The 19,760-nt window shown below is 44.8% G+C and carries 22 protein-coding genes and 1 pseudogene; 10 read left to right on the forward strand and 13 right to left on the reverse strand.

All coding sequences use genetic code 11. The features are described from left to right. Positions 1 to 389 precede the first annotated feature (389 nt). On the reverse strand, positions 390 to 1,748 hold the full coding sequence (locus QT992_RS12075; RefSeq protein ID WP_333313860.1) for a calcium-binding protein: 1,359 nt from the start codon (positions 1,746 to 1,748) through the stop codon (positions 390 to 392). 214 nt (positions 1,749 to 1,962) lie between these two features. Next, a complete protein-coding gene (locus QT992_RS12080) occupies positions 1,963 to 3,324 on the reverse strand; it encodes a calcium-binding protein (protein WP_333336802.1) in 1,362 nt (453 codons plus the stop codon). A 134-nt stretch (positions 3,325 to 3,458) separates the two neighbouring features. On the opposite strand from QT992_RS12080, the gene QT992_RS12085 reads away from it, so the two are divergent. The 4 genes and pseudogenes from QT992_RS12085 to QT992_RS12100 form a co-directional block, all read left to right on the forward strand. After that, positions 3,459 to 3,662, forward strand: coding sequence for a hypothetical protein (locus QT992_RS12085; protein WP_333036629.1), 204 nt, complete (start codon positions 3,459 to 3,461; stop codon positions 3,660 to 3,662). Between the two features lie 4 nt (positions 3,663 to 3,666). After that, complete coding sequence (locus QT992_RS12090; RefSeq protein WP_333313863.1) at positions 3,667 to 4,203, forward strand: GNAT family N-acetyltransferase; 537 nt, start codon at positions 3,667 to 3,669, stop codon at positions 4,201 to 4,203. Positions 4,204 to 4,655: 452 nt separating this feature from the next. Then, entirely contained in the window at positions 4,656 to 5,402 is a 747-nt protein-coding gene (locus QT992_RS12095) for a HEAT repeat domain-containing protein (RefSeq protein WP_333313865.1), read from the forward strand. 37 nt (positions 5,403 to 5,439) lie between these two features. Beyond that, positions 5,440 to 5,700: pseudogene (locus tag QT992_RS12100) on the forward strand (Rpn family recombination-promoting nuclease/putative transposase); the annotation flags it as partial. 56 nt (positions 5,701 to 5,756) lie between these two features. Here the strand turns inward: QT992_RS12100 and QT992_RS12105 are convergent. Next, positions 5,757 to 6,929 carry a transposase gene (locus QT992_RS12105; RefSeq protein WP_333313867.1) on the reverse strand — a complete coding sequence of 391 codons (1,173 nt, stop codon included), beginning with the start codon at positions 6,927 to 6,929 and terminating at the stop codon, positions 5,757 to 5,759. 184 nt (positions 6,930 to 7,113) lie between these two features. Between QT992_RS12105 and QT992_RS12110 the strand changes: the two genes are divergently transcribed. Further along, on the forward strand, positions 7,114 to 7,905 hold the full coding sequence (locus QT992_RS12110; RefSeq protein ID WP_333336799.1) for an Rpn family recombination-promoting nuclease/putative transposase: 792 nt from the start codon (positions 7,114 to 7,116) through the stop codon (positions 7,903 to 7,905). 111 nt (positions 7,906 to 8,016) lie between these two features. Here QT992_RS12110 and QT992_RS12115 read toward each other — a convergent pair whose 3' ends face one another. The 9 genes from QT992_RS12115 to QT992_RS12155 all read right to left on the reverse strand — a co-directional run bounded on the left by QT992_RS12115 (position 8,017) and on the right by QT992_RS12155 (position 14,340). Further along, positions 8,017 to 8,790 carry a class II aldolase/adducin family protein gene (locus QT992_RS12115; protein WP_333052907.1) on the reverse strand — a complete coding sequence of 258 codons (774 nt, stop codon included), beginning with the start codon at positions 8,788 to 8,790 and terminating at the stop codon, positions 8,017 to 8,019. Positions 8,791 to 8,922: 132 nt separating this feature from the next. Then, a complete protein-coding gene (locus QT992_RS12120) occupies positions 8,923 to 9,591 on the reverse strand; it encodes a hypothetical protein (protein WP_333336797.1) in 669 nt (222 codons plus the stop codon). 173 nt (positions 9,592 to 9,764) lie between these two features. Then, a complete protein-coding gene (locus QT992_RS12125) occupies positions 9,765 to 11,021 on the reverse strand; it encodes an NAD(P)/FAD-dependent oxidoreductase (protein ID WP_333336795.1) in 1,257 nt (418 codons plus the stop codon). A gap of 24 nt (positions 11,022 to 11,045) precedes the next feature. Beyond that, a complete protein-coding gene (gene rd / locus QT992_RS12130) occupies positions 11,046 to 11,204 on the reverse strand; it encodes a rubredoxin (RefSeq protein WP_333313874.1) in 159 nt (52 codons plus the stop codon). A gap of 332 nt (positions 11,205 to 11,536) precedes the next feature. Further along, positions 11,537 to 11,854, reverse strand: a complete 318-nt coding sequence (locus QT992_RS12135; RefSeq protein WP_333336793.1) for a ChaB family protein — start codon at positions 11,852 to 11,854, stop codon at positions 11,537 to 11,539. A gap of 296 nt (positions 11,855 to 12,150) precedes the next feature. After that, positions 12,151 to 12,810 carry a hypothetical protein gene (locus QT992_RS12140; RefSeq protein WP_333336791.1) on the reverse strand — a complete coding sequence of 220 codons (660 nt, stop codon included), beginning with the start codon at positions 12,808 to 12,810 and terminating at the stop codon, positions 12,151 to 12,153. A 269-nt stretch (positions 12,811 to 13,079) separates the two neighbouring features. Continuing rightward, positions 13,080 to 13,502 carry a general stress protein gene (locus tag QT992_RS12145; RefSeq protein WP_445305305.1) on the reverse strand — a complete coding sequence of 141 codons (423 nt, stop codon included), beginning with the start codon at positions 13,500 to 13,502 and terminating at the stop codon, positions 13,080 to 13,082. A gap of 176 nt (positions 13,503 to 13,678) precedes the next feature. Continuing rightward, the gene (locus tag QT992_RS12150; protein WP_333313877.1) at positions 13,679 to 14,050 is read right to left on the reverse strand and encodes a DUF5615 family PIN-like protein; all 372 of its coding nucleotides are present in this window, start codon (positions 14,048 to 14,050) and stop codon (positions 13,679 to 13,681) included. Next, a complete protein-coding gene (locus QT992_RS12155) occupies positions 14,047 to 14,340 on the reverse strand; it encodes a DUF433 domain-containing protein (protein WP_333245239.1) in 294 nt (97 codons plus the stop codon). The genes QT992_RS12150 and QT992_RS12155 overlap by 4 nt, the downstream gene beginning before the upstream one ends. Positions 14,341 to 14,419: 79 nt before the next feature. On the opposite strand from QT992_RS12155, the gene QT992_RS12160 reads away from it, so the two are divergent. From QT992_RS12160 to QT992_RS12180, 5 genes are all read left to right on the forward strand, one after another. After that, on the forward strand, positions 14,420 to 15,109 hold the full coding sequence (locus QT992_RS12160; RefSeq protein WP_333336790.1) for a polysaccharide deacetylase family protein: 690 nt from the start codon (positions 14,420 to 14,422) through the stop codon (positions 15,107 to 15,109). Between the two features lie 4 nt (positions 15,110 to 15,113). Continuing rightward, a complete protein-coding gene (locus QT992_RS12165; protein WP_333336788.1) occupies positions 15,114 to 16,100 on the forward strand; it encodes a DUF6263 family protein in 987 nt (328 codons plus the stop codon). 162 nt (positions 16,101 to 16,262) lie between these two features. Then, complete coding sequence (locus QT992_RS12170; RefSeq protein ID WP_333313881.1) at positions 16,263 to 17,744, forward strand: S-layer homology domain-containing protein; 1,482 nt, start codon at positions 16,263 to 16,265, stop codon at positions 17,742 to 17,744. A gap of 234 nt (positions 17,745 to 17,978) precedes the next feature. Beyond that, a complete protein-coding gene (locus tag QT992_RS12175; RefSeq protein ID WP_333336786.1) occupies positions 17,979 to 18,113 on the forward strand; it encodes a hypothetical protein in 135 nt (44 codons plus the stop codon). Positions 18,114 to 18,162: 49 nt separating this feature from the next. Beyond that, positions 18,163 to 18,837 carry an acetoacetate decarboxylase family protein gene (locus QT992_RS12180; protein ID WP_333336784.1) on the forward strand — a complete coding sequence of 225 codons (675 nt, stop codon included), beginning with the start codon at positions 18,163 to 18,165 and terminating at the stop codon, positions 18,835 to 18,837. Between the two features lie 327 nt (positions 18,838 to 19,164). Here QT992_RS12180 and QT992_RS12185 read toward each other — a convergent pair whose 3' ends face one another. Next, on the reverse strand, positions 19,165 to 19,644 hold the full coding sequence (locus tag QT992_RS12185) for an orange carotenoid protein N-terminal domain-containing protein (protein WP_333336782.1): 480 nt from the start codon (positions 19,642 to 19,644) through the stop codon (positions 19,165 to 19,167). Positions 19,645 to 19,760: the final 116 nt, after the last annotated feature.

Consider the following 19,760-nt stretch of genomic DNA (forward strand, 5'->3'; position numbering starts at 1 on the left):
GCCTGCTGTGAAAATACACGCTTTCGGGCGGGACGCCCATCCCACAAAGCAATCAAAATCATCCCGCAATTATGCAAGGCCCGCGTTGCACAATTTGAGGATGATTCTTGTGGGGAGTAGGGGTTAGCCGTCCCGCCTGCTGTGAAAATACACGCTTTCGGGCGGGACGCCCATCCCACAAAGCAATCAAAATCATCCCGCAATTATGCAACGCCGGTTTACCAATGTCTGCACTACTTTTTCGAGATTTCGGTGAACCCGCCCCTGCTGCAATATTGATGTTTTTAATCATCGAACGAGTATAAATTCTGTGCGCTTGCGTTCCTAAGACAAAATAAGGACACAACAATGTTGTGTCCCTACCGAATATCTGTATTGCCAGCCGCCAACTAAATCGCAATAAAATCGCTAGCTGTTAGCGGACTACTTGGAATGCCAGGAATACTGGCCAGAACTTCGCCGTTACTGGCAATTTCAATCGTCGTTATAAAATCGCCTGCAGTAACTCTCAATTGGTTGAAGCTCAAACCTCGGCTCAAACCGATTAAATCTTCACCCTTTTGAAAGTCTACAAGTGTATCTGTACCGGCCCCTAGTCCTAACACCAATACGTCGCGTCCCGCGCCACCAATTAAGAGATCAGCACCCATTGCGCCAATGAGTGTATCGTCTCCTTCTCCACCGCTCAAATTGTCATCCCCTTTGCCGCCTAATAGCTGGTCGTTGCCGACGCCACCGCTGATAATATCGTTGCCTTTGTTGCCGCTGAGAGTGTCGTTTCCCCCATTGCCAGTGATAATATCGTCCCCTGCAAAACCTGATGCTGTATTGTTGGCATCGTCGCCTACTAAATTATTAATTTGGGAGACATCGAGAGCAGTTTTCATTGCCGCAACGTTTCCTAAAAAGGAGCTTCCCGGAGCGGTTCTTAATTGTTCTAAACTGCTGCGCGATTCCAGCGATGCTCCCAAGGCAGGCAGTGCAAAGTCTAAGCCAGCTAACAGTTCTAAATAATCGGAATCTGTGAAAGTGAAATCAGGGCGGTTCAACTGGTCTACAGAGATTTCTGCCTGAGTTAAGCCGGGAGGAGGAACACTTAACAAACCGCTCTGGGTGTGCTTGTCCAAGACAAGTAGTGGGTTGATAATCGGGTTAGTAAATGTTTGAAGAACTACTTTTCCGGGGAGAAAAGCTTCTCCTCCCAAACTAACAAAATCCCCGTTAACTATGTAGTGAGTTACATTTTTTCCTGCCCCGGCTTTCTGCTTAAATGTATTGACGGTACTCTGCTCAACTCCGGGAGAATTGAAGGTGACAATATCTCCGATAGTAGAGGTAAATTCGGTGGCGGCTAGTTGCGTTATGGCGCCGCCCAAGCTGTGTCCGAGAAGGTCTGGTGGCAAGCGGCTGGGGTTTTTTGCTGTATCTTGACTGATTTGTGTCAGCCAATTTCCTAATGCTTGTTTGTTGGCTTCAAATTGGTTGAAACCGGCGCCGCGCGGGTCTGCGTTGGCAATATCGTCTACGGGCGTGTCAGTGCCACGAAATACCAAAACAGGCGGTTTGTCTGGGGTGGTGGAAATTAAGCCGATCGCGTGAAATCCAGTTCCGGGATCGTCAAAAGTGCGATCGATTTGGTAGCCAGCAGCGGTCAAACCCGTTTGAAATAAAGTTTGAGACTGGGGGTTGTTATCTATGTAAACAAGTTGCTTGGCTATAGTTTCGTAAGCGGCGGGGGATGAGGGCATATTTTTTAATTTCCTGTCGTTAGATTGGGAATTAGTGTTTAAGCTACTTAATTAAGTTTACTGTAAACTCCGGTTATTAACCATATTAATTTGTCATATTTCGTTGCTTTGTAGGGGCAGCTTTAGCCGACATTTTTTGTGGATACAAACAATTTTGCTACAAAACCCACCCGGTTTCGCGCCACCCAAACTACAAATTTTTCTCCCCCTAAAGCTATACAAAATCTACCCGCGTAATATCGCTGGCAACTACGCCTCTGAGAGTAGCAAGAATTTCCCCAGTAATCGGGATACTAATTAAAGCTCCGTCACCACCTTGGGTTACTCTAATTTGAGGAAAAGTTAGACCCCTCGACAGTGTAATTAAATCTTCACTATCTTGAAAATCTAAAATCACATCTGCTCCGCCGCCGGATTCCAATACAAAGCGATCGCGTCCCGCGCCACCAATTAAAAAATCGTTGCCAAACTCGCCGGAAACCAAATCGTTTCCGTCGCCACCCTCGAAATAATCGTTATCTCTGCCGCCGTACAAGAAATCGTCGCCATCACCACCGGTGATGCTGTCATTACCTCGATTGCCTCTGAGAGTATCGTTACCGCCGTTGCCGATAACTGTATCCTCTCCAGGGCCGCCGGTAGCAGTATTGTTGCGAGCGTCGCCTGATAAATAATTCGGTTGTAAGGGAGCTAAACCGTATTGCATTTCTCTGATCGACTGCACAAAAGAAAATTCTGGTGCTGTTCTCACCCTCTCTGCACCGCCTCTGCTTCTGATGGCGACTGACACATTGGGCAGGGCGAAATTCATCGCAGCGATAAACTCGTTAAAATCTGAATCGTTGTTATAAGTAAATTCGGGACTGTTTAATTGTTCTACGGAAATTTGCCTCTGCAAAAAACCCACGGGCGGAGTAGTTAACAAATTTTCAGTTCGATGTTTTGCCAACACAGTTAAGGGATTAATACTCGGATCGGTAAAACTTTGGATAAATACTTTACCCGGAATAAATGCTTCGCCAAACAAGCTGACGAAATCTCCGCTGACAATGTAGTGAGTGACATTTTTGTTGCCTGCCCTGCTGAGATTTCTCCGAAAACTGGTGAAGGTACTCGCTGATACTCCCGGAGAGTTGAAAGTAAAGATATCGCCGGTCAGAGTTGTGTATTCCGTTGCTACAAGTTGAGCGATTGCTCCGCCCCAACTGTGCCCGATGACATCGGGCAATAATTTGCTGGGGTTTTTACCAGTATTTTGACCGATTTCTGTGAGCCAATTTTGGATATTATCTTTGTTCTTTTCAAATTCAGGTACACCAATGTCCCGCGAGTCGGAAAAGATAGCGTCGCCGTCGATGAAGTCTGTACCTTTAAATACCAGGGCGGGCGGGTTTTCGGGATTGGATGAACCGAACCCGATCGCATAAAAGTTTGTTTCTGGGTCGTCGAATATGCGATCGATATAGTAGCCATTAGTATCCAGGAAACGCGAAACTTCATTTGCCGCGCTCGGCTTTTGATTCAAAAAAACAATTGATTTAGCCAGAGCTTCATAAACAGCAGGCGAGGCAGCCATAATATTATATTTTGTGTTTGTTGGTATTTGCGATCGCTCTCTTCTTGAGCTAAGTGTCCAATCAACCATTATAGCTGACAAGATTTGTATGGTACACTTGATAATATCAACTCAAGAATTAAGTTTTTGCGGTTATGGGTATCATTCGTCAATACATTGCTCCATTAATAGCGGTATTAGTATTTTTCGCGGCTCTGGTAGCAGTCAGCGCTCGCATCTTTTTGCCGGGTGACATGGCTGCCCCGGCGCCGATTGAGGAAGCGATCCCCCAAAAGCAAGCGGCAGTAGTGAATCCAATTTTCTTGGGGCTAAATTATTCAGCTTTCCGTGTCCGCTGAGCTGATGTCTGCTCAACTAATACCGGGCTACTGGCTGCGATCGGGATCGGGACTCGATCGAGCAAAACTGGTAAAGTTTATGCACCGGACTTACCGAGAGCTTTACCCGGATGGGGAATTGGGACATTTGGCTCAAACTGTCGAGCAGTATTTTTCTAACCAGACGCCGGTTTGGTGGGTAGAGTGCCAGAAAAACACCCAGGAAGAGGCAGAAATTTTGCCGGCGCTGCCCTCGCAGCATCTCAATCCCCAATCTCAAGCCCAAAATCTGACATCGGTTGTCGGATGTTTGTGGTTGGGAAATGCGATCGACCAAACCACCGGAGAACGCTACGCTTACATTTTTTTGCTGTACGTCGCACCGGAACATCGCCGTCTAGGAGTCGGTGCAGCTTTAGTTATTCATGCTGAAAATTGGGCGCGGGAAAGAGGCGATCGGCAAATTGGTTTGCAAGTATTTCTGAGCAATCAGCCTGCGGTGAATCTCTATCAAAAATTAGGCTATCAAACTCATTCCCTCTCGATGCTCAAATCCCTTTGAAATATAAATTCTACTGGTTTGGAATCAGGGCTAAAATCCTGATTCGTCCAAATTATGAGGACTGAAGTCCTCACTACCAACTTAAGTAACAGCATAGATATTCGTTTGTAGTAAGGATTTTAGTCCTGATTTATCCAAATTATGACGACTGAAGTCCTCACTACAAACTTAGGTGACAGCAATTATGAGGACTGAAGTCCTCGCTACCAACTTAGGTGACAGCAGAGGAATTTGTTTGTAGTAAGTCATATGTTGCACCATTCTCAATTAGCCTTTTATGAACAGGCAAGATGCCTGTTCCACAACAGACAAATTTTCTTGTGGAACAGGCATCTTGCCTGTTGCTGACAATGGTGCAATATCTCAGTAGTAAGGTAGTGCGCGCGCACCCTACAATTATTGACTGCTGACTGAGTTGCTTAGGAGCATCCTCTGTGCGGTAAAGTTTTTTTATGAACAATAACGACTACTCCAACGCCCTTGATACTGACACGGAACTGGAAAGCCCTTTGGATCAATTTGACGAATCCGAACCCTCGCTGCCAGATCCCGATGAAATGCTGCCAATGCTTGCATCCCCGGAACCTCAGCACCGGATGATTGCGGCGCGGGCTTTTTGCGAACTGCAGGACGATCGAGCAATTTCGCATTTAATTAATTTATTGAGAGACGGTTGCCCCTTGGTGCGAGTGAGCGCGGCTTATGCGTTGGGGCGAAATCCGAGTCCCGATGCTGTGGAACCGCTGATTCTTCAGCTTAACTGCGACTGGAACGGTTACGTTCGCAAAGGGGTAGTTTGGGCCCTGGGAAATTGCAGGGATCACCGCGCTTTGCCATCTTTAATTGATGCTCTGAAAACAGATATTTCGGCGGTGCGTTTGTGGGCGGCGAGTTCTCTGGGTCAAATGGCAAAAGTTGGTTACTATGTGGTGATTGCGGCGATTCCACCGTTGATTCAAGCGCTGCGGGGAGATCCTGTATCTGCCGTGCGGAGCAACTGCGCTTGGGCGATCGGGCAACTGGCACGCGAATTGCCGAATAATATAGTGTACGCTGGGGCGATCGACGGTTTGATTGAAGCTTTAGAAGAAGATGAAGATATGGGCGTGCGGGAAGATGCTAAATCTTCACTTTTGCGAGTGGGCGACCCGCGCGGATTGCAGATAATTGAAGATTTAGAAATGGAAGGACTTTTGTGATTTAAGCGCCCCCATTACCAATTACCCACTATTAATTATGCCTTTCATCAGTGCTAAAACAGATTTTGGTTTCAAAAAAATTTTTGGTTCGCCCCAGAGCAAAGACATTTTGATTAGCTTCCTCAATGCGATGCTCTATGACGCACAGCCAACCATTGAAGACTTAGAAATTATTGACCCTTACGCCGCGCCGAGCGTTACTGGATTAAAAGACACTTACCTGGATGTTAAAGCCAAAATTACAGGCAACAAAACTGTGATTATCGAAAAAATGCAGGTAATAAATGTAGAAGCTTTTAGTGACGTACTCCACACACTCCCCTTCGAGTGAGTGTGGGCTTCTCAACGACTCCTCTATGAGGACATTAATTGAGCTTTGAGGGCGTGCGTCCCACGCGCCTTTATGTTTATAGCCGCATTCAAATCCCTGCACAAACTTGTATGGCATACCGGGCAATTGTGCATTCTTTGGGATAGCAGCTTTTTAACTTTGTGACCGCAGTTAGAACATTCTTGGCTTGTGCCGTTCGGATTTACAGTTATTACTTTCAAGCCAGCATTTTCGGCTTTGTTTGAAAGTATGAGGATAAACTGTCCCCACCCAGCATCATTAATACTTTTAGCCAGTTTAGTTTTAACGAGTCCTTTGATATTCAACTTTTCCACAGCTATGACATCGTACTTATCGAGCAGCGTTCTAGCTGTCTTAAAGTGGAAGTCTTTACGAGTATCCGCAACTTTTTTGTGCTGGATAGCTAGTTTTTTAATAGCTTTCTTGCGACGGTTAGAACCTTTTTTTCTCCGAGAAACATGACGTTGCGCTGATTTTAATTTGCGTTCAGCTTTACGTAGATGTTTGGGCGCGTTAATTCTCGCACCATCCGAAGCAACATAGAAATCGATTAAGCCTACATCAATACCAACGATATTGTCCGAGTTAAAATCAGGTTTGATTGTGGGAACCGTTTGGTCATCAAGACTTAGGGTTACATAATAACCATCTGCTTTTTTGGTGACAGATACGGTCTTGATATAAAACCCTACAGGTATGGGACGGTGAACAATTACCTTAACATCCCCAATTTTTGACAGTGTGATTTTGTTGTTAGCAAAATGATGTCTCTTGAATTGAGGGTACGTCAATGTTTTGTATTGCCCCACGCCTTTAAATCTCGGTCTACCAGATTTCTTTCCATTACTATCACCTTTTAACCATCGTTCAAAAGTTATCTTGACTTTCTTAGGGACTTCTTGCAATACTTGAGAGTGAATCTCTTTATACCAAGGTCTATCTACTTTAAGTTGGGTGACAGATGACTTTTGACTGTAATAGTTAGGCTGCTCTTTTAACTCTGGTATCTGGCAAATTAAGGGACATCTATCTAGAGGACAACAATTTTGCTCATGCCAATCAAACCTTTGAGAAAGTAGATAATTATATTGACAACGCAGCATTTCGAGCGTTCGAGCGATTTTTTCTACTTGCTCTTTAGTTGGTTTAATTTTGTACTGGTATGAAGTTCTCATTGCTATCCTTGGTTTTCGACCTACAAATAGTATAACATCAATGCAAAGACGTTATGTAGGCATTGATGAAAAACAAAGCATTAAATTTGAGGAGATCCGAGCGTAGATTAAACAAACTACGCTTATACTCATCTCAAAACGATAAAACCATGACTTATGTAATCGAAGATTTTATAGATTCGCTATGAGTGTTAAAAATAGCGATTCCTCCTCGACCCACCGGGGAAGTCAATCCTACGGATTGAATCGGTTGTTGGTCAATTCGTCATCGCCCAAAAATTCATCTCATCGCCTCCGCAACGGGCGAGGCGAGAGGCTTCTTTTTGTTTCAGCTAAACGGGGAGTGTACAATGCCGCCAAAACCTACGCAACTCAACTAAAACCCAGGGAAGGATACTCTAAATTAAATCCTCTGATTGCTTTAAAAATTACAGATTTTATTCTATTTGAAAATACCGAAAAATTTCTTACCCATTTTGTATTTAAAGAACTCGAAGAAAACTTCGAGTATTATAACAGAGAAATCGAATTAGTGTTTGTCGAACTTCCCAAGTTTAACAAAGAACTAGAACAAATCGAAAACCTAATTCAAAGCTGGATTTATTTTATTAAAAATGCTCCCATCTTCGATGAAATGCCAGAAAAATTTGCATCAATTCCCGAAATTCAAACAGCTTTTTCCATCGCCAGCCGAACTAATTTAACCCTTAAGGAATTAGAAGAATTGGAAAAGCGGGAAATGTTTTTTGAAGACCAGCGCGGTGCTATTATTAAAAGTCGCAAAGAAGGCATAATTGAGGGGCAAACAGCATTAATCCTGCGTCTACTCGTGCGGCGCACTGGTGAAATTTCGCCGGAAATTCAAACTCGCATCCAACAGTTATCTCTCGAAGAATTAGAGGATTTAGGAGAAATATTGTTAGATTTTACCAGTCAAGAGGATTTGATACCTTGGCTGGAATCCGTGTCAGCATGAATTTATAAATTTTGCACTTCTGATACTAAATCCGGCTTTAATACCCCCTTCATTCTTGATTCGCCGCAGGCGGACTGTGTTTGTGTAGTAGCGGTTTCAACCGCCGAGTTTCTAATCTAATAAGTCAGGTTCCCGACGCACTATCATGTCATAAAGCGGTTGAAAGCTAAACCATCCCATACGGTGAGACCCTACTTGCTGCTGTGTTAAACGCGCACATTCTGGCTTGATGAGAATTGGTTTTCCCGCGGCTTCGGCCATTAACTGCGCTTGACAAGAACGTTCCATTGCAATAAACCACCAAGCCGCTTCATCTACTGTTTGACCTACTGTTAACAGTCCGTGATTTTGTAAAATAATCGCTTTTTTCTCACCTAAAGTTTTGGCGATGCGTTTAGCTTCTTCGATTTCCAAAACAACTCCGGTGTAATCGTCAAATAAACTTTGGTCTTCATAAAAAGAACAAGCATCTTGCGTCAGCGGGTCAAGCAGGCGGCCCAAACTCGACCAACTTTTGCCGTAGGGAGAATGAGCGTGGGCTGCTGCGATTACGTCGGGGCGGGCGCTGTGGACTTGGGAATGAATGGCAAATGCTGCTTCGTTTACGGGTTTATTTCCTTCAACAACTTCGCCTTTGTGGTTGACTAAAATTAGGTCGCTGACTCGAATTAAACTAAAGTGCATTCCAAAAGAATTAACCCAGAAATGGTCGAGGTGTTCGGGGTCGCGGACGGTGATGTGTCCGGCAATTCCTTCGCTGAATCCGAAGCGGGCAAATAATCGGAATGCGGCGGCTAAACGTTGTTTGCGGTGGCGGCGTTCTTCTTCAACTGAGTTGAATGTCGGGGGTTGAAAAGTGACTTTGGGGATTTTTATTGCAACCATAGATTTTATTAGTGAAAAGACACGAGGCAGAGCCTCCGAATCGGCATTCCCAGTCAGAGACTGGGAACGAGATAAATTTTGAATGGGGAAATTTGAATTGGGAACTGTGGGGCCGGCATCTTGTCTGCCCTACTAAACTGCGATTTCGCTAAGGCGCAAACCTGCGATGTTTTTGCAGTCAAAGGTGGCGTTGTTGCCGGGGCGACGTTCTATTAATTCGATGATTTGTCCGGCGGGGTTTTGCAGAAACCACTGGGTTAATGAGCCGTAGTCTAGAGGACGCTCTGATAGCGGTTTAAAGTTTTTATTTTGCCATATTTTAGCAGCATTCTGCACATTTTCGACTCGAAGCGCGACGTGGTGAACTGCTTCTAATCCTCTTTCTTCTTGGAAACGGTTTTTTTGGTCGCCGGCTGCGTGGGGCGCATCTAATACTACTAAGCCGCCCGCTGGCATTAATAAGGTCATTAAATGCAGCCACAAATCGGAGGGAACGTTAATGTTTTCCGCACAAAAGTTAATCGGGAACAAGTCTGGGCCTTCAACTGTTTTGGCACCGAAGGGGCGGAAAGATGCGGCGTAGTTTTCGAGTTCGGTTCGGCTGGGAAATGTGATGACAAAGTGGTCGATCGCAACTTGTTCGTCGTACAGGTGTGTTTCAAACGTCCAGGTTGTTAAAAATTCGGGAGTGATAAATTTGGGGTTGAATTCCAGCAAGCCATTTTTTTCGATGAATGGTGAGTCAATATGGCCCTCAAGGTTGCGATCGAACTTTAGGGTTTTTTGATTCAAGTTTTTCATGTATCTCACCCGATGTTGAAGGACGCAAAACTGCGAATTGTGTCTACAAGCTGAAGTTGACACACATTTGGTGCGCCTTAATTCAAAAATAACACAAAACTTAATATTGGCAAGCCGATCGCCCGATCGCAACTCCCAAACCTTTACACAGCAAATATTCCCCAATCTAAAATCTACAATCTAAAATCGGATGGTTTGCCGATCGCGTTTCCGGCCAACCAAGCCGTAGTCCAGGCACTTTGGAAGTTGAAACCGCCCGTCACGCCGTCGATATCCAAGATTTCGCCGGCAAAGAAAAGTCCGGGACAGCGGCGGCTTTCCATTGTCTTAAAATCGACTTCTTTGAGGTTGACACCGCCGCAGGTGACGAACTCTTCTTTAAATGCGCCTTTTCCGGCAATCTGATATTCGCCTTGAACGAGTTCTTGCAGGAGGCGATCGAGGATTTTGTTAGATAAGTCGGCCCAGCGTTTTTGCTCATCAATGCCGATCGAACTTGTCAAGCGTTCCCAGAGGCGGCGCGGCACCGGAAACGGACAGCTAGAAACAATCAATCGGTGCGACAACTGCGACTTAACTGCTAGTAGTTGCTGCCGCAAAACTTCCGCATTGTACTGGGGAAGCCAATTAATCAGCACAGATGTTTTATAATGGCGATCGTGCAAAAATCTCGCACCCCAAGCCGAAAGTTTTAGTACAGCAGGCCCGCTTAAACCCCAGTGAGTAATTAGCAAAGGCCCGCTTTGTTCTAATTTAGCTCCCGGCAATTTCACCTTAGCATTAGGAACAGAAATTCCGGCTAAATCTTTGATTCGGCTGTCGGAAATATTAAAAGTAAATAGAGAAGGAACGGGCAGTTCTACAGTATTACCTAACTCTTTTGCCCACTTATAACCGGACGGATTGCTGCCTGTAGCGAGAAGAATGCGATCGCACTTAAAACTCTCCCCCGACTTCAACTCAATTTCAAATGTAGGGGCGGTGCCCCCGTGCCCGCCCTCCAATGTTAATTTATTTACAGAAACGACTGCATCACCAGTGCGAATTTTTACGCCTGCATCCTCAGCAGCCCGGATCAAACAGTTAACAATTGTCCCCGAATCGTCTGTAATCGGAAACATTCGCCCGTCTTCTTCTGTTTTCAACTTCACACCGTGACCGGCAAACCATTCTACAGTATCGCGGGGTTGAAATCGAGTAAAAGCACCGCGCAGAGCTTTCCCTCCTCTGGGGTAATTCTGCACTAAAACACCAGGGTCAAAACAAGCGTGAGTCACATTGCAGCGCCCGCCGCCAGAAATGCGAACTTTTGCCAGGAGTTGCCGGCCAGCTTCTAGTAAAGTGACGCGGGCCTGCGGGTAGGTTTTGGCACAGGTAATTGCACTAAAAAAACCTGCTGCACCGCCGCCGATGACTGTAATTTTGAGCATTCGATCGGACAATTTTTTTCTCGCTTATTCTGGTTCAAAATCGGATTTTTTCGCCCCGCAAGTGGGACAAACCCAATCGTCGGGGATATCTTCAAAGGCAGTACCGGGCTCTATGCCTCCGTCGGGGTCGCCTACTTCTGGATCGTAGACATAATTGCAAACTGTACAAACGTATTTTTGCATTTGCTTAACTTAATTTTTTATTGTAAGCTTATAGATTGTACTGGACAACGCAACCTAGTGCAATATAGCAATCCTAAATTAGTCGTAAATTTTTAACCCCACCCCAACCCTCCCCTTACCAAGGGGAGGGAGTAAGAAATTCACAAATGATGCGAGGATTGCTATATCACTTTTAAAAAGTAATGAGACTTTCGGTAATTTCCCAGTTTTTACGAATTAAGTTTTGCACCATTTTTAAATCTAAAATCTAAAATCTAAAATCGTCAAAGCCTCTAGAATCAAAGTTCTAGAGGCTTAATTGTATTATTTATTAGTTTACTGCGATTGGAAGACTAGACTTTCGCTAAAGGCTTAGTCCAAACGCCGTTTTCATCCTCTTCGTATTGCTGATGAATGGCGTCCCAAGCGGTGTGTTCCGCTTGTATCGAGTCGTTGCTTTCATCAAATGAGGCGTTGTAGGATTCCATAAAGGTTTTTTGAGCTGCTTCCGACAGGTGCGATCGCACTTCTGGAGATAAGTCTGCCGGACTATTGCAGCGACCTTTAACGGCGCGCGGCAGCGTCATTTCGCTAACTGAAACTTCTTCGCCACCTGCACTTTCTAGCAAGAGTTGAAATTCGCCCGATCGGTCGGCGGGAACTTCTGCCATCACGAGAAATTCGCCTGCTTCAACGCGGGTTTGATAGATAGTTGCTTTGTCGGCGTTGCTTAATCAGGGTATGAAAAAAATCAGTTGAAAATCCCGAAGCGTTGTGAATACTGGTTTCTAGGATTTGCATATTTAGCCTTTCATACCGTAAATGAGCAACGCCTTTTTTGGCGTTGCTGTTAATTTCATGTTTAATTACCTCAATTGATTCGATCCGATCTATGTTACAAGCTTGTAGTTGAGATAGCTACTAAACCCTTTCGTCAACCCGCTTTTGCCAACGTGCTTTAGACAGCTTACTCCCAAAGGCTTATATTTCCAGTATCAGTAATCTCAGCCTTCGGATAAAAACAAATTTGAATTGCTAGGTCAACAAGTTTTTCCAATTCTAGGTTGTTGGCATACTTGTGAGTGAAAAGGAGGGGAATCCAAATATCATAAGACTTATACAGATCGATACATTTCTTTGAAACGGCTTGTATTGTTGTTTCCATATCGCCACTACTCAAGATGTTCGCAACAAGCTCCCCTGTATTGCGTCTCCAAACTGCTCCCCACAAGCCATCATTGCAGTCAGCATCCCCTGTATTAACCACCATACGCAATTTTATTAGCGTCCCGTCCGAGCTAACAAGATCGAAGTCAAACCAGTAATATTCTCCAATGCCATCCAGATAGCGTGCCCCTCCACAATCTCTAGCGTTTTCTATGTGGTGTCTTGGAATATTTGGACAGTCAATGTATTTAGCCGTACTACATTCTCCTAAAACTGAAATTGGGTGAATCGGAACCACCATTTCCTCTTCATTGAAAATGCCCTTTCTATTGAAAGCCTGCTTTATCCATGTTGGCAACTCTGACCCTATAGCATTTTTAATAGGTGACAAATTGTTAATGCAAGTTGGCCAGGTGACTTGCCTATCATCTTTGTCATATAGAATCCATTTTCTATTCATTTTGACTAGGAATCTCTCTGTGCTTAACCTTTAACCTACCGGTTTGGAAAATCTCACTAACTTAATAACCTTGATGTGAAAACTAACTGTTAATTGTATCGCAGTTGCAGTCTAATACGCCATTACAGCGCATAAAACCGCAAACATTTAATTCCTAAATTTACGCTTTTGCAGGCGTTGCTTAATCAGGGTATGAAAAAAATAAGTTGAAAATCCAGAAGCTTTGTGGATACTGGTTTCTATGATTTGCATATTTAGTCTTTCATACCCTAAATCAGCAACGCCGCTTTCTCTTCCGGCATTCCCAAGGTGACTAAAGCAGAAACTAGACCCGCACCGGCCGAACCTGCGATCGCGCCGCTAGCTGCACCCAACAGTACCGCACCCAGCGGGCCCGCCGAGACTACTGCACCGACAAAGGGAATAAACAGGACACCGACGCCTGTTAGCAAACCCAAAAAAGAACCGAATAATGAACCAAAAATCGCCCCGCTTCGCAGACCGCCTAATATCACATCTTTTTTAGTAATAAAGCCGGCAATTTTAGTTTTAGATTGAAAGTTTTTTCCCATTACTGAGATGTGGTCGCGGGAAACTCCGCGATCGAGCAACCGCCGAATTACGCCGTCTAATTGTTCTTCTTCCTTAAATACGGCTGAAACTGTTCGTTCTGCTAAATATTCCTCGGTCATTGTTCCTCCTTGATGGTTGGTAGATTAGTTGTGCTAGTTTTTAGTATAGGAAGACACTGTAGGGCGATCGCATCGACCGCGAGATAGAGGTCGATGCGATCGGAGATAGTTTGAGGCTATATCAAAAGAGTTAAACCATTAAGTATTCGGCACTCACTCAAGTTTATTTCATATTTTTATTCATCTCTTATGTAAGTTCCAAGATACTCCAGTTGGTCGATCATTTCCTCTGCTGACTTAGCAGCAATCAAATTCAAAAGTCCCCGCAACTGTGCGCCCACTGAATACCGCTGCTGTTGTGCAAGAATGATTCCAGCATGACTTCTCTCTTCTGCAATACAGATATTGTGTAAACGGCTGAAATCTCTCCTATTAAAACTGTAAACGACTCGCCCTTGCTCGGTTGCCCAAGTGAGCTGTTCTTCATCTGAAAAACTCAGCCTGTTAGCCTCCGAGGTTGTTATCACATCTACACCCGAATTTCGCAGAGCTAAGATTAGAGCTTGTTCCTGAATATCCTCATCAAGATATAAACGAATCTTACTCACGATAGCTTACCTGCCATAGAGTCTGCTTCCAAGCGCTCCCACTCAGCATTTTCTGCTGCTATTTCCGCGTCAATTTGCTTTTTGTTCGCATAATAGTAAGCTAAGGCTGCATAAACCTGTGCTAAATTCAAGTGCGTTCTCTTTTGAACAATTACTTCAGGAGTCCATCCCGCATTAAAATCAATAGCAATGTTCTCTACCGTAATTCTAGTTCCTGCAATTCGCGGGCGGCCGCCGCAAGTTCCGGGCGTGCGGACAATTAGCGTTCCAATCTCAACGGCAGTTGTCATATTTACCTCGATTGAGTTAACTTTATTCTATTGTAACGCAGCTTCATTTCTACCCGATCGCAATAAACAACATTAACCAATGCCATTAGCACCCCTGTTTCCTGTCGTTCATCCCATTCTCAAATCGGCTTTTCCCGGATGTCTGTGGACGGGAGATATCAACAGCCGAGAAATTGCCCTCACATTTGACGACGGGCCGCACCGTCAGCACACACCTCAACTGTTAAAAATTTTAGATAAATACGACATCAAAGCGAGTTTTTTCTGGCTAGGTTTTTGCGTGGACAGGCATCCCGAAACGGCTAAAGAAGTGTACGATCGCGGACACTGGATCGGTCTCCACGGCTATCAGCATATATCGTTTCCCAAACTAAAAACCCACGAACTCAAACAAAGTTTAGAAGACACGCAGAAAGCAATTGCCAAAGCTTGCGATTTAGATCCAGAATTAATCCTGGACGTGCGGCCGCCCAACGGCATTTTTACGCCGCGAACATTAGAGTTACTGCAACAGTGGGAATATCGCCCTGTAATGTGGAGTGTCGTCCCGGAAGATTGGGTGCGACCGGGGGTGAGGAAAGTTATTAGTCGCATCGTGCAGCAAACTGAAAACGGATCTATTATTGTACTGCACGATGGCTATTGCGGCGGCGAAGATGTTGCAGCTTCTGCTGATAAAATAATTCCATTGCTTTTGTATAAAGGTTACAAATTTGTGACAGTCGATCGCCTGTGGGAACAGGCTAACATTCAAATACCAGGAAATTAAGTTAATGAAAAAAAGACAGTTTATTGCATCTCTTTGCTTGGTAAGCGCCGGATGGGCGATCGAGCTTTCTCCTGCTTCCCTGAGTGCGGAAACTCCACTTCTAGTGCAGCAGCCAGCCAGGGGTGTATCCGCGCCTGCCCCCAACTCGAAAACCCCGCAAGTGGTACTGCTAAATCCGGGAGTGGAACCCCGACAGCAACTGCGTTTAAAACCAGCTATTGATGTCAAACAAACAACTGTTATGACCGTAAAAATGGATATGGAAATATCCGCATCCGGTCGGTCTTCGCCTGGGGCTAAAATTCCAGTATCGGTGATGACTTTCGAGACAAAAGTCACTAAAATTGATCCCAACGGCGATATTCACTACGAGTTTGCTTATACTAACTCAGATATCGTCGGCGATACTGGAAATATGCCGCCAGCCGTCCGAGATGCCATGCGTTCCGCACTCAAAAGCATGGTGGGAGTGAAAGGCTCTTTCATCATGGACAATCGCGGTTTTCATAAAGGAGGTAACTTTATTTTGCCCGAAAAAGCTGACAACAACCTCAAACAAATGGTTAGACAAATGTCTAAATCTCTAGAGCAAGTTGCCTCGTCGCTGCCCGCAGAAGCAGTCGGAAAAGGAGCAAAATGGCGCGTTTCTTCTTCCTCTGATTTCAGTGGCATAAAGGTGAATGACATTTCTACCTATGAATTGGCTAGCTGGCAAGATGGAGTTGCCTCTGTAAATGTAAGTGTAGAGCAGCAAGCAAACCCTCAAAATATTACCTCTCCCCAACTGCCTCCGGGAACTACCTTAACCCTAAAATCTTTGGCTTCTCAGGGTCGGGGAGCAACCACAATGCGCTTGGATAGATTAATTCCTGTTCGGTCTACTTGGTCTGTTAGTTCAAATAGCGAAATGAGTGCTAAAACTGCTGGCAGTTCTCAAGAATCACCAATCACAACAAAAATGGTGATGGAGATGACTTTAGAGTCGAAGTAAGCTTTATTATACCAACTGGAAAAAGTAGGGACACGGCCTTGCCGTGTCCCTGGTCGCAGCTAAATTTTTAATAAATGGTATTAAATCCGGCTAATATACTGGATATTATCTAAATTTTCCGAAACTTTCGATCGCCAATTTGCAAGTAGAGGAGGCTGTTATATGGTTCGATCGCACAAAAGTCAAGCTGTAATTGCTTTCGTCGTAGCTTTAGGGATAATCATCGGGAATTTGGTGTTTCCGGGTCTGAATGTAGCGCCGGCATTTGCTCAAGCCAAATTTCAGGATGTTAAAGACCATTGGGCTCAAGCTTGCATTGAGGAGTTAGCAGAGAAAAAAATTATCAGCGGCTACTACGAAGACGGCACTTTTCGGCCGAATCGCCCCGTCAGCCGCGCTGAGTTTGCAGCAATGGTTCGCATGGCTTTTCCCGATGCCAAAACCGTCCGCAATCCGATCGACTTTGCAGATATTCCCACGAATTACTGGGGTTTTAAAGCAATTCGAGAAGCTTATCAGACGGGTTTTATGTCTGGATACAGTGGCAGTATCTTTAACCCCACTTTGAATGTTACCCGCTGGCAGGTTTTGGTAGCTTTAACCAGTGGCTTGAAATATACACCTGCGGGGCCGGCGGCTGAGATATTGGATGCGACTTTTGAAGATGCGCGGGACATTCCCGAACTGGCCAGAAGTGCGATCGCCGCCGCCACAGAAAAACAACTTGTGGTCAATTATCCTGCTGTTAAACAGCTAGAACCTACACGCAATGCTACTCGCGCCGAAGTAGCAAGTTTTTTCTGTCAGGCGATCGCCAAACCCGGCCAAACTGCCTTAATTCCTTCGGAATATATCGCCCAAGTTCCGCCGAATATCGGCCCGCCGAGAACAACAGAAACCTCGGAATCGGGGAAAGTTCGGGCGGAAGTTTCTTTCGTAAAAGAAGCAGAAAATGCTAAAAATCTCCGCATCAGAATTCTCCGCGACGGTCAAAGTTTATTAGAAGAACCCGTGCTGATTCCGACTCGTTCTCTAGTAGATAACCCCGACAAAAGAGCCAGCGAAGAAGTATCGGAAGGACGTTTGTTATCGCTGCGAATACGTGATTTGGATGGGGACAAGGAACCGGAAGTGCTAGCAGATTTAGTGTCAATCAAAAGCGGCGTCCGCTGCTGCAATTATTCGTTTATTTACCGCTACGACTCTGCGGCTAAAAAATACACTCATCTCAAGCATTTTTGGGGCAATGTGAGTTACGAAATTGTCGATTTTGGCAAAAATGATATCCCAGAGTTCAAGAGTCAGGACGGGCGATTTGCGGAAGCTTTTACAAATTATGCTGATTCTCGCTTCCCGCTGCAAGTTTGGGAGTACCGCCAAGGTAAAATGCAAGATGTTAGCAAACAGTATCCGGTGGAAGTATACACGAATTCTGCTGAGCTTTGGCTGGAATCTAACAAGCGTCTGAGTGAAGATGGGGAGGTGAAGGGGGTGTTGGCGGCATTCATGGCGAACAAGTATGTCATGGGCCAGGATGCGGAAGGTTGGCAGTTGTTGGAGAAAGTTTATCAAGGACGCGATCGCACTCAATTCTTTGGGAAGTTGCGGGAGTTTTTGGTGAGTACGGGTTATGCTAGTAAGTAGATTTGGAGGTTTTTAACCGCAGATTAAAGCGGATTAACGCGGATTAACGCTGATAAAATCTGTAGGGGCGGGTTTTACGAATAATATCTAATTCCTACTAACAATATTACTAAACCCGCCCCATACAACAGATAACCCACGTCAACTATTCATCAAATTTATCGTCACCTATTAATTTGTTTAAATAAAGTAAATTACTACTCACATCTTGCCCCATTCTCCAGAACAGGCAAGATGCCTGTTCCACAAAGAGTGAATTTTCTTGTGGAACAGGCCGAAAAGCCTGTTCATAAAAAGCTTATTGAGAATAGTGCAACATCTCAGTTACTAACAACTTGTGAACAAATACCAAAAATTGTTGCTTTTTGAAGCGCCAAGCTAAAATAAGTATAAAATATCAGACATTAAATCACTTAAAATGGTATATCCATCTGCACCTTGGAATCTGCAAGGTTATGCTGTTGGGACTTTACAATTGGTAGATGTGGCACGAGTGCGCCCCTTGGTTCCCTCTGAGTTAGAAATTGTCTCTTTATTGCCCGGAAAAACCCTAGCTGGCATTTATATATCCTCCTATGGGTTGGGTTCGGTGATGGAGTACAATGAGTTAATTGTAGTTAGCGCGATCGCCAATTATTCTGGAAAATGGGGCGCTTGGATTTCCCACATCTACGTAGACAATCCTAACTCGGTAGCCGGCGGGCGCGAAATTTGGGGACTTCCTAAAGAATTAGCTCAATTTAGTTGGGAAGGCAGCGATTCGGTAAAGGCAGCACCGCTAGGCTACCGCGTCACAGTTAGCCAAGGAAACCGTCAACTGTGCAGCCTCAATTACAGCCAACAAACTTTAGCCTTACCGCTGCCTTTTAGCGGGAATGTTTTCAGCGCTGACCGCCGCAATTTGCTGTTGTTTAAAGGAGGATTAGAGTCTCGCATCGGTTTGATTAAAGGCGAATTAGAAGTGGCAGAAGAAAGTCCTTTTGGCAGTTTAAACTTAGGTCAGCCCTTGCTAACATTTGCCTGCGAAGATATGCGTTTAAAAGTCGCTGCGCCGGAAGTTGTGGGAAACAGAGCCGTTGAATTCAGTTATTAGCTGTAAAGTGCGGATCTTCGCCGTAAACCTAAAAAAACACAACAGCCAAAAACCCGGTTTCTTGAAGAAGCCTGGTTTCTGGCGCGGCGTATTAGTTTGAGCTACTTAGTAATCTTTTTGAGAACTTAAGCTAATCCGCATTTAAATTGCATGGTAAAATAAATTTTCACTCTTGTGGGGTGGGCCGAAGAGCCCGCCCTCAACATACAATTTAAATGCACAACAGCTTACCCATCAAACGGCTAAAAACCGGGTTTCTTCCTAAATGCGTCGTTCCCGCACCCAATATTCTCCGAGAAACCGGGTTTTTTTTCGTAAGTCCTATTTTTAAATGCCAGCCCCCGGAGCGGCTTCAGCACCCATTTCTAAAACTGTACCGCGAAGGAAATCAATTTGTTGCTGAAAGTCCATCCCCTGAACCTTTCCTAATAAAGCTTTTCCTGCTTCGGGAAGTTGATAGTCGGGAGGCATAGGAATAATAGTTCCTTCGTCCATTCCTACTGCTAGGAAATACCAAAAAGCCAGCTTGGTTTCAGGACTCATTGAGCCGTACATCCGGCTGATTTCAGTATTGGCTTTTGAGGCAATGTCGCGCATTACTTGTAGTTGTTCTTCGTGGGGCAGCGGTTTGACTTGCTCGAACAAACCCTGAGCGATTTCGGAACCGGAAGCACCGGGAGCCGCTGGTGTTATTGACTTGCCCATTTCGGTATAAACAAACCACAGCAAACCTAATTGGTCGTCTACACTCAAGCTCTGAATATCTGCTTTTCCTTGGTCGTAAGCACCGGCAGTAGTAAATGTCATTCAAGCCTCCAAAATAATATGTATTGCTCAGTTTTCTTATTTGTGAGAAAACTTTTGTTTGCTACTTAAGTTAAAGTACCTAATAAAGAGTGATGCTAGAATCTTGCTTAAGACAG

The sequence above is a fragment of the Microcoleus sp. T3_D1 genome, from assembly GCF_036700405.1.
In the GTDB taxonomy this organism is placed as follows: domain Bacteria; phylum Cyanobacteriota; class Cyanobacteriia; order Cyanobacteriales; family Microcoleaceae; genus Microcoleus.